Source organism: Myxococcus sp. CA033 (assembly GCF_013336625.1).
Taxonomy (GTDB): Bacteria; Myxococcota; Myxococcia; order Myxococcales; family Myxococcaceae; genus Myxococcus; species Myxococcus llanfairpwllgwyngyllgogerychwyrndrobwllllantysiliogogogochensis.
The window spans coordinates 20,147-35,867 of sequence record NZ_JABUMU010000019.1 but is presented as its reverse complement, the minus strand read 5'-3'; the positions used below and the strand labels follow the sequence as shown (position 1 = coordinate 35,867).

At 69.1% G+C, this 15,721-nt stretch carries 10 protein-coding genes; 4 read left to right on the top strand and 6 right to left on the bottom strand.

Translation table 11 applies throughout. From position 1 onward, the window contains the following. Positions 1–124 precede the first annotated feature (124 nt). A complete protein-coding gene (locus HUA78_RS32675; RefSeq protein ID WP_174477919.1) occupies positions 125–2,374 on the bottom strand; it encodes a S41 family peptidase in 2,250 nt (749 codons plus the stop codon). 184 nt (positions 2,375–2,558) lie between these two features. Between HUA78_RS32675 and HUA78_RS32670 the strand changes: the two genes are divergently transcribed. The 3 genes from HUA78_RS32670 to HUA78_RS32660 all read left to right on the top strand — a co-directional run bounded on the left by HUA78_RS32670 (position 2,559) and on the right by HUA78_RS32660 (position 5,989). Continuing rightward, the gene (locus HUA78_RS32670) at positions 2,559–3,071 is read left to right on the top strand and encodes a hypothetical protein (protein WP_174477918.1); all 513 of its coding nucleotides are present in this window, start codon (positions 2,559–2,561) and stop codon (positions 3,069–3,071) included. 43 nt (positions 3,072–3,114) lie between these two features. Further along, positions 3,115–3,843, top strand: coding sequence for an SDR family NAD(P)-dependent oxidoreductase (locus tag HUA78_RS32665; protein WP_174461117.1), 729 nt, complete (start codon positions 3,115–3,117; stop codon positions 3,841–3,843). Between the two features lie 103 nt (positions 3,844–3,946). Beyond that, positions 3,947–5,989: a WD40 repeat domain-containing protein gene (locus HUA78_RS32660; protein ID WP_174477917.1), complete on the top strand. Its 2,043-nt coding sequence runs from the start codon at positions 3,947–3,949 to the stop codon at positions 5,987–5,989. 63 nt (positions 5,990–6,052) lie between these two features. Here HUA78_RS32660 and HUA78_RS32655 read toward each other — a convergent pair whose 3' ends face one another. Together HUA78_RS32655 and HUA78_RS32650 are read right to left on the bottom strand one after the other, a co-directional pair. Then, the gene (locus HUA78_RS32655) at positions 6,053–7,345 is read right to left on the bottom strand and encodes an adenylate/guanylate cyclase domain-containing protein (RefSeq protein WP_254624018.1); all 1,293 of its coding nucleotides are present in this window, start codon (positions 7,343–7,345) and stop codon (positions 6,053–6,055) included. Between the two features lie 260 nt (positions 7,346–7,605). Further along, the gene (locus tag HUA78_RS32650; protein ID WP_174461115.1) at positions 7,606–7,818 is read right to left on the bottom strand and encodes a hypothetical protein; all 213 of its coding nucleotides are present in this window, start codon (positions 7,816–7,818) and stop codon (positions 7,606–7,608) included. 327 nt (positions 7,819–8,145) lie between these two features. Between HUA78_RS32650 and HUA78_RS32645 the strand changes: the two genes are divergently transcribed. Next, positions 8,146–8,997 (top strand): efflux RND transporter periplasmic adaptor subunit, encoded by an 852-nt coding sequence (locus HUA78_RS32645; RefSeq protein WP_174457839.1) that lies wholly within the window; start codon positions 8,146–8,148, stop codon positions 8,995–8,997. 9 nt (positions 8,998–9,006) lie between these two features. Here HUA78_RS32645 and HUA78_RS32640 read toward each other — a convergent pair whose 3' ends face one another. The 3 genes from HUA78_RS32640 to HUA78_RS32630 form a co-directional block, all read right to left on the bottom strand. Further along, positions 9,007–11,238, bottom strand: coding sequence for a peptidase domain-containing ABC transporter (locus HUA78_RS32640; RefSeq protein ID WP_174477916.1), 2,232 nt, complete (start codon positions 11,236–11,238; stop codon positions 9,007–9,009). Then, complete coding sequence (locus HUA78_RS32635; RefSeq protein WP_174457841.1) at positions 11,231–12,181, bottom strand: efflux RND transporter periplasmic adaptor subunit; 951 nt, start codon at positions 12,179–12,181, stop codon at positions 11,231–11,233. The genes HUA78_RS32640 and HUA78_RS32635 overlap by 8 nt, the downstream gene beginning before the upstream one ends. Positions 12,182–12,287: 106 nt before the next feature. Further along, complete coding sequence (locus HUA78_RS32630; protein WP_254624017.1) at positions 12,288–15,566, bottom strand: lantibiotic dehydratase; 3,279 nt, start codon at positions 15,564–15,566, stop codon at positions 12,288–12,290. Between the last annotated feature and the right edge of the window lie 155 nt (positions 15,567–15,721).

The following is a 15,721-nucleotide window of genomic DNA, read 5'->3' as shown; positions in this document are numbered from 1 at the left end:
TCTTCTTGGTGGATGTAGACATGTTTATCTCGAAATCTCTTATTCCAGAGAAGACGTGAACGCCACGCATGCGCCCCGGCCCTGGCGCATGCGTGGCGGCACCGACGAAGACGGGAGGCGCCGCTCAGCGACTCGAGGACGCGGGCTTGTTGGGGGGCTCCGCGCGCAGAATCTGGAGCGCGCGCTCCAGCAGCTCGTCACGACCCGCCTGGAGTCCCGCCACCGTCGGCCGCAGCTTCACGTCGGGCTCCAGGCCCTTGCGCTGCAGTTGCCGGCCGTCGCCGTGGAGTACTTGCTGACCGGTGAAATAGAAGGAGATGTCTCCGGGCAGTATCGCCTCGGTGACGTCGCCATTGGTGCCCGCGGTGGCGCTGCCCACGAAGACGGTATCCGCCGCGGCCTCCAGCATCAGCCCGGTGTGCTCGGCCTGGCTGATGGTGCGCGAGTCGATCAACGTCACCGTGCGGCCCCGATACTTGGGGAGGTCCGTCTCCCGCAGCCAGTCGACGTACTTCACCCAACCGACGTTCTGTCCTCCCGAGTAGGGGCGCATGTACCAGGCGAAGGGACGTGAACCCTTCACGTCGAAGTAGGGCCCGAGCGCCCACATCGTCCCGCGGGGATAGGCGCGCAGGTCGAACACGATGCCGCGCGTGTCCTTGAGCTTCTCGAACATCGCGGGCACCTCCTGGACCTCCAGCTTCCCCAGGTCCACGAAGCCGATGTTTCCCTCCAGCATCCGGTAGGACTCGGCCTTCGAGGGAGGCAGCTTCGCCCGAGGCGTGCGGATGAGCTTCGCCTGCTTGGGCCCCTGGGGGCCTCGCACGCCCAGGGCGGCGGTGGAGCCCGCCTCGCCCCCGAGCGCGATCAGCAGGGTCAGGTCCCGGTGGTAGCTGGCCACGGAGGCCGCCACGTAGGGGGCGACCCGGCGTGCCCGTGCGTCGATGGGCTCCCCGTCGACCGTCTCGATGATGTCGCCTATCGCGAGCCCCGACGCGGAGGCCGCATCGCGCACCTCCACCACCACCGCCTTGCCGTCGAGGTCCGTCACCCAGACCGGCGGGATGGTGCCGTAGAACCGCTGGAGCTCCGGGTGGCCTCGCACCATCGCATGGGCGTCCTGGAGCCAGGTGGTCGCCTCGGCCAACGCGAGCACGTACGCCTTCGCGTCCTTCGCCGCCTCCAGCTTCTCGAGCAGCCCTGGCAGGCGGCTCTCCCAGGGCCGGTCCATCAGCTCCGTGTAGGCGAAGAAGAAGCGCACCACCGTCCACAGCTTGGCCCCGGCCAGCAGCCGCATCTCACGCGAGGGATAGAGCGCGTCCTTGTAGGTCGGCTCCGGGCGCCAGGGGAGCGCGGGCCGAGGGAGCGCGGCCGAGGCCTTCGGCTTGGGAGGCGGGCGGGAGGCCAGCAGGAGCGCCTGGCGCATCCCTTCATCCGGGCCCTCCAGACGAACACGCGCGGGGCGACTCACGTCCGCCTCCAGGGGCAGCACCGGCTCGTCCACGCTCAGCAGGGCGTTGTAGCCCTCTCCCAGCGGCAAGGTGTCCTGGTTGTTCATGGCGCCGTCATCGAGTGGGCCTTCGGCGACCAGGAGCGCCTTGCCGCGAGCGCGCAGGGCCAGGACGGGCTGGTCGATGGCGGAGTCCGTGTCGACCAGGAAGACGAGCAGCGCGGGCTTCTTGCCCGGAGTGCCCGTGACGACATCGTCCATGGGCACCCTGAACTCACTGCGGTAGAAGCCCTCCATGCCACCCTGTGGCCGCAGGCCACTGTGGCGAAGGTCGCGCAGACCGGGAACCCGCAGCTCGCCGTCGACGAGGTGGGGCAACAACGACGCCACCATCCAGGCGAGGCCGTAGCGTTTGAGACCGCGCATGCGCAAGTCCAGCACCACCGCGCGAGCCTTCGCCGCGTCCGCGTCCAGCGTCGTCCTCAACTCCTGCAACGACGCGGAGCCCTGCTCTCCCAGGAGGTTGCGCAGGTCGAGCACGAGGACATCCTTCTCCCAGCTCTTGAGCGCGCGAAGCGTGGGGGGCTGGCCCGCGTCAGGACGCTTCTCGGACTCCACCCGCGTGGCCCCGTCTCCCAGGGTCGCGAGCATGCCCTGGACCGCGGCGGCATAGGCCGCCGAGTCCCCCGCCGCCTCCACCTTGGGCAGCGCGGAGAGGAAGGCGGCATCCCACTCGGCGGGCATGGAGAAGGCCCTGGGGTGGCGGAACCGGACGTCGCCCCACAGCTTCACCAATCTCACCCGACGTTCGGCCCGGAGCGTCTCCGGCGACACCGTGACGGGAGCCTGCGCCAGGGCATTCCCCGTGACGAACAGGGCTCCCAGGCTCAACACCGACATCCATCGCAGCCAAGCGCGCTTCATCGTGCCAACCCCCATATCGCATGGAGCCTGCGAGAGTAGCCCAGTTTCAAGAAGCCTTCGAAGGGATGGCGGCGGCACTTCGACTCCGCAATGGAGTTGGCGGGGAGCCCTGGCCCAACACATCACAAACATCATCACCATTGAGGTCGTGCGACGCTGACACGGTCAGGGTTAGGCTGGGCGAATGCGCACAGCTCTCCTCGCCCTCCTCCTGTCTTCCATGGCCGCCACCGCGTGTTCCGCCGCGGGGCGCTCCACCCCTCCCACCCCGGAGGACTTCTTCCGCCGCCCGGACCGGGTGCAGATCTTCCTCGCGGACAATGACCAGACATGGGACATGGGGCCCGCACGCGACGACACCACTCCTCGCAGCGGCTTCTTCCTCCTCCCCAAGGAGGGTCCCGAGCTGAGTTCGAAGCAACGCCGGGCACTGGCGGACCTCTGGGTCTCCGCCAAGGACCCCGCGTCCTATCCTCCGAGGAAGTGTGGGTTCAACCCGGACATCGCCTTCCGCTTCTGGATTGGCAAGACGTGGGTGGACGCGGTGGTCTGCTTCACGTGTCGGGAGATCGCCTTCCATGACGCGAGCGGCAAACCCATCCCCGCCGCCCAGGCAGGCTTCCTCGACGGCTTCCCGGTGATGCAGGAACTCGCGAAGCAGGCGTTTCCCGAGGGAGGCTTCAACCCGGGGTTCTGAACGGCGGCAGTGGACGTGGAGCCCCTTTCGACTGGAGACAGCCATGGGTGCATTGGATGGGAAGCTCGCAATCATCACGGGTGGCAGCACAGGCATTGGACTGGCCATCGCCGAGCGATATGCCATTGAAGGGGCCGAGGTCGTCATCGCGGGACGGAACAAGGGGCGCATGGACGAAGCCCTCGCGCGAATCGGGCATGGCGCCCGGGGCGTGGTGACGGACGTCGGTGACGAAGCGCAGGTGCAGCGGCTCATCGACTCCGTGCCACGCGTGGACCTGCTGGTGACGTGCGCGGGCGGCGCGGTGTTCGGTCCCGTGGAGACGGTGCCGATGAGCGCCTGGCGGGCCCTCTTCAATGACCGCTTCTTCGGCCAGCTCTCCGCATGTCGCTACGCCGTCCCGAAGATGGCCGAAGGCAGCGCCATCGTGTTGTGCTCGGGCATCGCGGGCCACGCGGCGCTCGCCAACTACGCGGGCGGCGCGGGCCTGTGCGGCGCCATCAACGCCATGGGCCGCTCGCTCGCCATCGAGCTCGCGCCCAGGGGCATCCGGGTAAACGTCCTGTCTCCAGGCCTCACGCGCGACACCGCCATCGACTGGGGCGTGCCCGCCTCGCAGGTGGGCGCGTTCCTGGACACGCTCGCGAGCAACGTCCCGATGAAGCGGCCCGGTGTCCCTCGGGACATGGCCGACGCGGCCTGGTTCCTGGCGACGTGCGCCTACGCCACCGGCATGGTGCTCGACGTGGACGGAGGCTGGACGGCGGTGTGAGCGCCTCGTCGACTTGGGGCGATGTCGCGCGACCCCGCGTGAGCAGCCTCGTTCTTCCTGTCGAGGACCGGGGCGCGGCCGCCGCGCCCTGGCAATCCACTCCATGCCAGGCCCCTTCATCGACCTCCACGCCCTGAACCACTCCTCCGACGAGGCCCTCGAGTCGCTGCTGAAGCAGGCTGACTTCAGCCACTTCGAGGCCCACAGGGACCTGCCTTCCCTGCGGGCGCGGCTGCGGCGACTCCAGCGCCGAAGGGGCGTCACGGACCTCCACCGATGGGTCTCCGAGCGCGTCCTGGATATGGGCGCGCGGCTCGTGGAGACGCCGCACTCCTCGGGCGACCAGAGTTCCTTCGCGTTGAGCCCTTCCGGAAGGCATCTGGCCGTCGCCAGCCTCCGCGTCGACGCCTGGTTCGGCTTCTTCGGGGGCGACGTGCGCATCTGGGAGTTGGCGACGGGCCGAGTCGTCGCCAGCCACGGGTTCGACAAGGGCGTGGCGAGTCGCAGGGTGTCCTCCTGCATCCAGTGGTCTCCGTCGGGCCTGTGGCTCGGCGTCGTCTTCAATGACGTCGTCATCGGCGCGCTGCGTCCCTTCTCCGAGGGCCCTCCGTCCTTCAAGGTCGACGTCACCCGGCGCTGGGGCTCGCCGGATCCCCGCTACGTCAAGCGCCCCGAGGACGTGAAGAACCTCGGACACCTTCCCGCCTGGTGCTGGTCGCCCGATGAGACGCGCCTGTTCGTCTCCACCCCCGGCCCGGAGAACGGACTCGGCTGTATCGTCCCATTCCGGGAAGGTGCTTCGCTCAACGACGACTGCGCGGACGTGCGCTGGTGCCCGCCACCGCCAGTCCCGCCTCGCGACCGCCCGAACCCGGACACGTGGGTTCGCTGGAGCCGCGATGGCTCCCGCGTTCATGGCTACCGTTTTACGCCGGGAGGCGATTGGGACGAGGAGGCCTTCGATTACGTCGGCACGGGCGGCGCATCGTCCACCGACGTGGCGAGCGGCACGAGCCAGTTCCAGCTCGGAGGCGTGAAACCACCCATCGCGTTCTCACCCGACGGTGCACGCCTGGTCCATGACGACCAACGGCTCGAGCTCATCGATGGGCACACCGGCAAGCACCTCGCCACGCTCGTCGAACGCATCCCCGGCAAGCAGCCTCATGTCGGCATCAGCGAGGTCGTCTGGTCCTCCGATGGACGACGCCTGGCGGTGCTCATGGATGACTATGTGCATCCCACCGTCTGCATCTTCGAGGACGAAGCCTTCCTGTGTCGGCTGAAGCTCTCCGCGCTCGCTCACCCCAGTGACCAGACCGACACCCACCGTTGGGCCTGGTCCCCCGATGGCACCGTGGCCGCATGCCTGACCACTGACGGTGGCGTCGAGCTATGGGCCATCGGGCGGAAGCCCCGCCGCCTGCGCCGGCTCACCGCCGTCAAGGGCCTCCAGGGACTGCTCTGGGGAGGCGACGACACGCTCGTGGGCATCGGTCCCTCCGCGCTCGCGTTCTGGAGCGCATCCAACGGAGAGCTGAGGACGCAGGCCTCGTTCGACCTCGAAGCGGGCCGTCTGCCCCCACCCCCGTCCTGGTGTCCCTGGCCAGAGAAGCCAGGGCAGTTCCTCCCGACGGAGCGAGGCTGGGCCTTCACCCACGTGCGGTCGGACGGCACCGTGTCCTGCCATCCTGGACTGCTCGAGAAGCTTGAACGCCGGCTGATGTTCGCCGTCGCCGGGCAATATGCCTGGCCCTGGAGCTGGGCCCTGGGGACGCGGCACACGCGACTGGAGGACGGCGCCAGGGGACATGCGGTGAAGCACCCGACTCCTCCGCCCGGCGAGCTCCCCACCAATCACTACCAGGCCCAGCCCGTCTTCACGCGGGGCCCCGACCTTTGCCGCGACAACCTCACCCCCTATATCGGTCAGGTGATGTTGGTGCGGTTCGGTTACCACGGCCTCGTCACGGACCTCGCGACCCTGTTGGAGGTCACCGGGAAAGGGGTCCGCCTCCGCATCCAGGGCCGCATCGGGCCGGGCCCCGAGGAAGTCCTTCCCTACTCCTCGATTGGTTGGATGGGGCCCGCCGTCCAGCTCGAAGCGCCCGAGTCCCTCGCGGGCGCGCCGGAAGACTCCCGCTAGCGCGAGCCCCGGGTGCGCCACGGACCGACGTGGAAAGAGGCGACGGCGGAGCCGAGGTTTCACTCAACCGTGTGGAGTGACGACCCGTGCCCCGACAGGCCCCGCGAGGAGCGCGATGCCCACGCCGGGCACGAAGGTGGCCACCGGCTCGCTCTTTCCCTTCACCGCCACCGGGGCCGCGGGGGACCAGGTGAAGGTCTCTCCCGCGTTGGCGCGCGTGGTCGCGGACACGAGCAGCGGCGTTCCCACCTGCTTGGTGAGTCCTTCGATGCGGCTGGCCAGGTTCACCGCGTCGCCAATCACCGTGTACTCACGCCGCTGGGTGCTGCCCACGTCCCCCACGACGACGCGGCCGGTGTGGATGCCAATGCCGATGCGCAGCGGCTCCTCGCCCCGCGCCACGCGCTCCTCGTTGAGCGCTGTCAGCGCGTCGAGCATCTCCAGCCCGCACGCCACCGCCGCGCGCGCATGCTCCGGGTGGTCCAGAGGCGCGCCGAAGTACGCGAGGATGCCGTCGCCGATGAACTTGTCGAGCGTCCCGCCATGGCGGAACACCACCTCCACCATGCGCGACAGGTACTCGTTGAGCAGCGCCACCACCCGGGGGCTGTCCATCTGCTCGGACATGGAGGTGAAGTCTCGGATGTCGGAGAACAGCAGCGTCACCTCGCGATGCTGGCCATTCGCCAGTCCCGTGCCCCGCTCCGCGATGTGGCGAGCCACCTCGGGGGAGAAGTAGCGCCCCAGCCGCTCGAGCCGGGCCTGCTCGCGGGAGATGCCGTGCAGCAGGCGTTGAATGCGGTGCGTGGCGTAGCCGAGCGTCAGGGCCGTGACGCCGAGGATGACGACGAGCACGGGGGCGAGATTCCACGCGCCAGGCTCGCCCAGCTTCATCAGGGTGACCGTGAAGCCCATGCTCATCACCGCGCAGAGCGCGACGGTGCCCACGTCCAGCGACAGCACCGACAACGCGAGGAGCACGCAATACACCCCGCAGGACATGGGTCCCACGAGGTCGGCGGGCACTCCGGCCTGGAGGGTGACGTACTGCTGGAAGAAGACCATGGGCGCGTCCACCAGCGCCACGGCCATGCCCGCGAACCGGCACCAGCGGGCGACCCCTCCCGCCACCGCCCAGAGCGCACCCGCGAGCACCAGATATCCGCCCAGCGCCACCGGGGACGCGGGCCACGCAAGGCCCACGCTCAGGCAGAGCCAGGCGAGCACACCGACGAAGCGCAGCGCCCCCAGGCGCCGCGCCACCCGAATCTGCTCGTTGACGAGGTTGCGCTCGAAGGCGATGGACAGGTCCGGCTCAGCCGGTTCGGGAAGAGGAGTCACGAGCGTCGGAACCATGTATCGCGCACGCTACCAGAGGCCCTGGCTCACGGGGCGACGGGTGATACTCCCGGTACGGCTCACGACACACAACGACACATCGCTCCCCGTGCTCGATTTCAACGCGAGGCGCGGGACAGCCGCATGGGATGTGTCGCCGACATGTATCACGCCTGCATGACAACTCATTGCGGGTCCGGTGTCTGGCGCGCTTCCGACAAACATCACCGTCGACACCGTCGCGCATCATCGAGTCGGGCGATGGTGCGATGCGCCTATCAACGACGTCTCGACATCACCGCCAGGGTGATCAGCATCGCCACCAATCCCACGCCGATGCCCGCGATGCCACCCAGGGCGGTACAGAGGGAGTTGAGCCCGCCATGGTCGCCGGTCGACAGGCTGTCGAGGTACATGCCGAACGCCAATGGAATCGCGAAGCCGAAAAACCCCATGAGGAGCGTCATCCCCGCGACGTAGAAGGCGCGCATGAGTGGAGACGCATGGGTGCCGTTGCCCATGGGCAGGAGCATCAGCAAGGAACGCGCCGCACGTCTCTCGCGGGGGGCATGGCCACCGTTGCGCAGACGCGGGCACGCGCCTGTGCAGCCTGCTGCGCACGGGCGAGAGGCCACCCCGTTCCTTCAACCCTGAGTGGGGCGAGGCCACCCTGATGAGGATGGGAGCCATTTCGGAGGCAGACGGTCCCGGTGTAACGTCGTGGTCAGCATGGACGTCCGAGTCACCTTCACCGAAGAGCCTGCCGCGTGACTCGCGAGGCTTCCGCAAGCACCTCGCGGCGTTCGAGTCGCTGGCTCGTGGTAGGGGCCGTCCTGCTCGGTGGCCCGCTGGCCCATGCGGAGCCACCCGCCGAGGGCGCCCCCGCATCGCGTCCCGCGTTCTCCTCGGACTCCCTCGTGGGCGTGGTGGTGGCCAGCTACACGCTGGACCTGACCTCGCAACAAGAGGGCCGGCTGCAGTTGCTCAAGGCGCGACTGGGTGAACGCGTCACCTCCGGGCAGGTCGTCGCGCAACTGGAACTGGAGCCCCTCCAACTGGAGACCGCCGCGCGGCAGGCCCAGCTCCAGGCCACCCAGGCCGAGGTGAGCCGCACCGAGCTGCTGTTGCTGCAGGCACAGCAGCGGCTGAAGCGAGAGCAGAGCATCCGCCAGTTCACCGCCGCCGAAGCCGTGGAGACCGCGGAGACCGAAGTGGCCCTGGCGAAGGTGAACGTGGAGCTGGCGCAGGCGCGCGGCGCGGAAGCCAAGGCCCTGCTCGACTCCGCGAGCCGCAATCTGGAGACGGCCCGGATTCGCGCGCCCTTCGCGGGTCGCATCACCGAGCTGTATCAAGTGCCCGGGGGCCTCGTGGGCCGCGCGACACCCATCCTCCGGCTTGTCAGCGAGGAGCTGAAGTTGCGCTTCGCCGTCCCGGAACACATCGCGCCCACGGTGCGCGCGGGCACACTCATCCAGGTGCGCCTGCCGGCCCTGGGGGTGACGCTGAAAGCGCAGGTAGAAAGCCTCGCGCCCGAGGTGGACCCGTCCTCGCGGCACCAGAAGGCCGAGGCCCGGCTGCTCATCGACGGCGCGATGCGCGAGCAGCTCGCCACGGGCCTGCTGGCCGAGGTGGAGCTGGCTCCCCCACCGGTCTCCAAGCGCGCGCCCTGAGGGCGTCCGTCAGCCCACGAGCTTCTGCTGCGCGGCGCGGTCCTGCTGCGCGACCAGCTCATGGTAGTGCCCGCGCTGGGCCATCAGCTCGTCATGTGTCCCCTGCTCCACCAGCCGGCCCTGCTCCATGACGAGGATGAGGTCCGCTTCCCGGATGGTGCTCAGCCGGTGGGCAATGACGACGCGCGTGCAGTTCAGCTCCGCGATGGCGTCCTGGACCGCCCGCTCCGTCTTCGTGTCCAGCGCGTTGGTGGCCTCGTCCAGGAGGAGGATGGCCGGGCCATGCACCAGGGAACGCGCCAGCGCGAGCCGCTGTCGCTGCCCACCGGAGAGCGATTGCCCCATGTCACTGAGGACCGTCTCGTACTTCATGGGCATGGCCATGACCTCGTCGTGAATCTGCGCGCGACGGGCCGCCTCGAGCACCTTCTCCAGGGGCAACGTGGGGTCGGAGTAGGCGATGTTCTTCCGGATGTCTCCCTGGAAGAGCGCGGGGTTCTGGAGCACCGCGCCCATCTGCCGCCGCACGGCCCGCAGGTCCAACTCCCGCAGGGAGATGCCGTCGTAACGGATGTCACCTTGCGTCGGCAGGTACAGCCCGAGCAACAGGTTGGCCAGCGTGGACTTGCCCGCGCCCGAGCGGCCCACGATTGCCACGAATTGCCCCGGCCGGATGTCCACGCTGACGTCCTGGAGCACCGGCGTGGAGCGGCTGCCGTACTGGAAGGACACGTGAGACACCTGGATGCCACCCTGCAGCGTGTGCGCGCGGCGAGGCGTGTCGTCGGTCTGCTCGGGGCGGGCCTGGAGGATGTCGTCCACCCGGTCCAGATAGCTGCCCACCAACTGCAACTGGAACGCGGTGGCCACCAGACTGGAGATGGGCGTCAGGAAGTTCCCCGCCAGGGCATTGATGGCCAGCATCTCTCCGAGCGAGAGCTGCCGCTGGTCCAGCACCAGCCACGTGCCCACGGCCAGCGTCGCCAGCGGTGAGGCCATGCGCAGCGTGGACGTGAGCGAGTCGGTCAGCGCGGACAGCCGCCCCCGGTCCAACGAGACGTTGAGCACGTCGACGTAGAGGTTGGACCAGTGCTGCACGGCCCGGTCCTCCAGGCCCATGGCCTTGAGCGTCTGCATCCCGTTGAACAGCTCCACCTCGTAGTTCTGCGAGCTGGCGTTCACCTCGAGGCTGCGCGACATCAGCTCGCGCTGGCGCTTTCGCGCGAAGAGGAAGACGAGCACCTGCAACAGCGCCAGTCCCAGCACGAGCAAGGCGAGCTGCCAGCTGCCGAAGAACAGCAGCACCAGGTAGACGACGACGAGCGAGCCATCCAGCACCGCGGACAGCGCCCCCGACGTGAGCAGCTCACGCACCGTGGCGTTGCTGTTCAGCCGGCTCATCAGGTCGCCAGTCGAGCGCAGTTGCAGGAAGGAGAACGGCAGCCGCACCAGGTGGTCCAGGAAGCCCACCGTCATCCGTGCATCCAGATACGTGCGCAGGTGCAACAAGAGGTGCGCGCGCACGAGCGAGGAGACGAACTGGAAGACGACCAGCAGCCCCATGCCCCCGGCGAGGATGGCCAGGAGCGTGGTGTCTCCGCTGGGGACCACCCGGTCCACCACCGCGCCGGTGAGCGAGGGCAGCGCGAGCGCGAACAACTGCAAGAGCACCGACATCACCACCACCCGCCGGAGCGTGGTGCCGCGCTCGGTGAGCAGCCGCAGGTAGCGGCGAGGGCCGGGCGCCGTGCCCCCCGTCTCGAAGGTCTCCGACGGCTCGAAGAGCAGCGCGATGCCCGTGAAAGACTTGCGGAACTGCTCCATCGGAACGACGCGGCGGCCGAAGCCGGGGTCCACCAACTCCACGCCCTTGGAGGTCAGCCGCTCGAAGACGACAAAGTGGCGGAACTCCCAGTGGAGGATGGTGGCGGGCTCCAGCAGATGCAGCTCGTCGATGTCCACCCGCGCGGCCCGGCCCACCAGCCCGAAGCGCTGGCCGGCTTCGAGCAGGGCCAGCGCGCTGACGCCTCGCAGCGACAGGCCCGTGGCGGTGTGGACCTCGTCCAGGTCGATGCGTCGGCCCCAGTAGCCCAGCACCATGGCCAGACTCGCGGCGCCGCAATCCGTGGCCGTCAGCTGCGTCACGAAGGGGACACGCTTGCGCCGCAGGTGCTCGCCAATGCGGCCCAGCGCGGGGAAGCGGTCGAAGAGAGAGCCTGCCTTGTCGTCTTCTTCAGCCACGCGGTCTTCCGAGGAGCTCGAGCACGGGCAGCAGCGTCAGCCAGCCGTTGCGCGCACGCACGCGCACCCAGGCCACGCCGGGCATGCCGGTGTAATACGAGTAGCTGCGTCCATCGACGTCGAACGTCGCACCCGGCAGCCGGCCCTCCACCGCCACATGCGGGCCTTGCAGCGACAGCGCGTCTCCCAGGCCAGGCCCCAGGTAGCGCCGCACCTCCGCGGGCCCCACCAGCTCGTCGCTGACGGACGTCACCTGGAAGTACTGGTACACGTACGGAAAGCCAGACACCTCCATGCGAATCTGCTGACCGGGCTCCAGCATCGGCCGGTACTGCCCCGGCACGAGCGCGAGCGCGAAGGCCTCCGAGCCGTCCTGGAGGATGGAGGCCACCGCCTGCCCCGCGCTCAGGTACTGGTTCTCCCGCACGCGGACATCGTAGATGCGGCCGCTGACGGAGGCCCGGAGCACGCGCTCCGACAGCCGCGCCTCGCTCGAGTCCACCTGGCTGCGCAGTGAGGAGAGGGCCTGGCGCGAGCTGGCGTCGAGCGGGTTCATCAGGCCCGCGGCCAGCTGCGAGCGGAACTCCTGCGTCATGCGGCTTCGCTCGGCCTCTTCCAGGGGCGAGTGCAGCTCCACCAGCGGCTGGCCCACCTGGACGTACTGCCCGCGCTTCACCAGCACCTTGCTGACCCGCCCCGCGGACGTGACAGTCAAATCCTCCAGGCCCCGGACCTGGATGAGCACGGGCCCCGTCGCGTAGTCGTTGATCTCCACGACGGAGAGGCCCACGCCGAGGATGAGCGCCAGCACCAGGATGAGCCAGTACGTGACGCGCGCCCAGAACGGGTCGACCCGGAGCAGGGTTCCCCGAACCTCGGGGCGTGCGTAGTGGTCGAGCGCTTCCTGTCGGAAGAGGGACGACTGATGCGGTTGCTCACTCATGGATGCAGCCTCGGGCCGACGGCTCGGGACGATAGCGAATGCGCCGGAGCCGACCAACAGGGACGACTGCTTGTTGGCTCACCATCCCGGCCGTGCGCGAGCAGCCTCATGCGCTCCCCTTGAGCGGCCTCGCCAGCCGCGAGCGATAGAGCCGGGCCAGGAAGTCGTAGAGGATGAGTTCCTGGGCTCGCTGGTCGCTCGCCAGCAGTCTGTTGACGTGCATGTGCAGGAAGCTCTCGGCCAGCCCCGCCACGGGAAGCGTGAGCTGGCCTTCGCGCTCGGCCGCGTGGAGTTGCTCCGCGAGGGGCCGCAGCAGGGCTCCGCGCCGCGCCAGGATGTCGAGCCCCGCCTTCCACGGGCCCTCGTCCTCCGGAGCCGCGTCGAGCATCCGCTCCAGCTCCCGACGCTCCTGTCGGAAGCGCTGGCTGAGCTGGTCCTCGAAGCGCGCGTTGACGCGGAACTCCGCGCCGAACCCCTTGCGGCAGCGACTCGCCACGGCCAGCTTCTGCTCCAGCGACAGGCCAAGCCCTTCCAGCAGCGTGTCCATGCCCAGCAGCGCCAGTCGCCAGCGCAGATTGGCCCCCTCGTCTCCAGGGTGGGTTTCCAGCAGGGACAACACGGCCTCGCTGTCCGCCGCGAAGAGTTGCTCGGACAGCGAGATTCCCGTGGGGCCACCGTAGCGCTCCACCTCGCGCTCGTACGTGTCGAGCTGGAGCTTCCAGCCCTCGCCCAAGGCCAGCGCGTTCGCACACGCCGTCTGCAACACGGGCAGCGCCTCCGCGTAGAGCCGCTGCGGAGCGCCATGCAGCCTCAGGCGCAGATGCCAGTCCGGGTCGCCGTAGCGCAGGAAGAACCAGTGGGAGACAGCGCCCGTCTCGGTGAGCTTCCGGAGGACCGGCGCGAGCGTGAGCGTGAGCAACCGGTCCGCGGTGGCCGTGCCGGTGTAGAGCTTCGCGTAGAGCCATTCGGAGCCGGGCGGAAAGGTGCGTGGCACGGGCGCGGTGGCGGCGGGCGCGTGGGGCGTTCGAGCCAGGGGCTCGCGTCGACGGAACGGGAGCACCACCTCGTGCATGTAGCGTCCGTCCGGTCCGGTGACACAGAGCCCGTCGGGCGTGGGGAACAACTCCTCCAGCGTCACGCCCGAGGGACGATTGCGCGCGAGCTGGACGAACGTGTCCACGCTCAGCACGTTGTCCAGGTCGATGGGGAGCTGGTTGTCGCCATCCTGGAGACAGACCCAGCGCGGCAGTCGGGCCTGCTTCCGGAAGCGCTGGAGTGCCTGGTAGCGCGCGGTGCCCTGCGCCGTGCCCCAGGCCTTGAGTACGTCGGCATTCACGCGCCAGCGCGCCAGCGCCAGCACCACGCGGCCATACGTGACGCGAGGGAGGAATGGAGCCTGCGCCAGCGGCCCCCAGGAGAACGCGAGGCTCTGGACGCCCTGCTGCTGGAGCTGCCCCAGGAAGCGATACGCCCCGAGCCCCAGGGAGAAGTAGTTGTGGGCATGGGTCATCCGGGGAATGACTTCCCGCCCCAGCTTGCGGGAGCGGAGCACCAGTCGGCCCTGCTCGACGGAGAGCCACAGGTCCGACAGCTCGAGCCGATGCTCCGGGGGCACACCGGACTGTCCCAGGAAGACGAGGTCATGCTCGCGTAGCGCGGGGCGGCAGATGACATTGCCCATGCGGCCCTGCGGCAGATGCACCACTTCCGCGAAGACGGCCTCGGGCCTCAGTGCCTCCTCGGCGCGCAGGTACTCACGCGTCGCCGTCTCCAGCGCCGGGTCCGCGTGGCAGAACCGCCCGACCATCACCGCGCCCGAGGGACCGGAGAGACTCTCCAGGACGAGCTGGTAGTCCCCGTTGTCCACCTGCTCGGTGCTGGCGCCCACCACTGTCGCCACGATGGAGAAGGCCTCCGGCAGCGGCGGCACGTCCCTGGACTCAAGGGCGCGGAGGTCGTCCTCCGTGAGGACCAGTTCCTGGGTCTGCTCACGCCAACAGGACTCCAACCGGGTCAGCAGGTGGCGCCAGCGCGCACCGCCAGGAAAGCGCCCGTCGCCATCCTGGAGCGGGAAGGCGAAGCCCTGGAGCAGCGGGCCGGTGCCACTGCTCGTGCCGCCGTCCGCCGCGAAGCCGATGCCGGTCTCCTCGTCGAGTGCCTCCAGCAGCGGCACGGCGCGCGTCTCGTACCGCGCCACGAAGCGTTGCTGGAAGCTCGTTAGGGGCGTGGCCACGCCGCTGATCACGGAGATGCGGTGGAGCGCCTCGATGGCGCCCTGGCATGCCTCCACCACGCGAGGAGAGAGCGTGGCCTCCTCGGCGGGACGGAGCATGTCCACCTGGAAGAGGCGCGGCAGCTCCGCGGGCACAGGCAGTCCTTCGAGCATGCGGGCCACGTCGCGGTAGGACTCGACGGGAACACCGGGACGCGCGGCATCGATGCGACCCAGCGCCTCGTGCGCGGCGGCCAACTTCGTGCGCGTGGGCGTCAGCGCGGACAAGCCCTCGGATGCCTCCAGCAGCGCGGGGATGGGCTCCGGCCCGGTGAGCGGCGGAGCCCAGGTGGGGATGAGGACCTGGGACTCGATGAGCTCCACGATGAAGGCGCGGGCGTCTTCCAGTCCGACGTCGGCGTCATCCCGGGTGAGCGCTTCCGCGAGTACTTCCAGCGACGCGCCGCCACGGGCTCGCGCCAGCGAGGAGTCCAGGTACGACGAGGGCTCCACCGCCACCAGATGGTAGGTGCGCTCGCGTCCGGTGTGCCGCATCTCCATGTAACGCAGCCGCCCCGCGGCCAGGTACAGACTGGAGTTGGGGACGTACGAGAGCTGGTCTCGGACTCCAGGCTCCTGCCGCACCTTCTCCACGAGCGCGCAGACGTAGTCCATGTCCAGGCGGGTGTGGCGACGCAGGTCCTCGCGCGGAGAGAGGCGCAGCCGTGTCGCTGTTCCCGACCGCCCCATGGAGAGCCCCGCGAACAAACCGAAGGGAGTGCTGCGCCCGGCCATTCGCGCGAAGTACCGCACGAGAGTCCGCTCGACCTTCATGCCCTGCTCGGAGTCGGCGTTCTCCCGCCAGTAGTGCAGGCTCTCCACCAGCGCGGGAGAGGCGATGAAGAGCGACTCCTGGATGAGCGGGTCATCCACCCACTGGCGCAGCCGTGCGCGCAGTCGCGATGTGTCTCGCTGGAGCGCCGCTTCGAGCGCGTCTGGCGCGGCCTCCGGCCCCTCCAGTCCCTCGCTCCACGACGTGAGCGCGTCAAAGGGCAGCAACGGGGTGCGCAGGACGAAGAAGTCCGCGGCGACGAAGGGGGACGCGCGACCAGAGCGCGTACGCCCCGCTGGGTTCTCACGCGCGTCAGGCGAGGGGGAAGATGGGGGAGGCATGTGAACGGCGGCTGTCGTGTCGGAGAAGAACCCTCGGATTCCCTTATACAGCAACGATGCAGTTATTTCTTGAGGCTGTTGTTTTGCGTGACTTAGGCTTGGATGTCCCGTGCGACCCGTGGGGCGTGCGGTGTGCGACCACTCATCCCGGACCA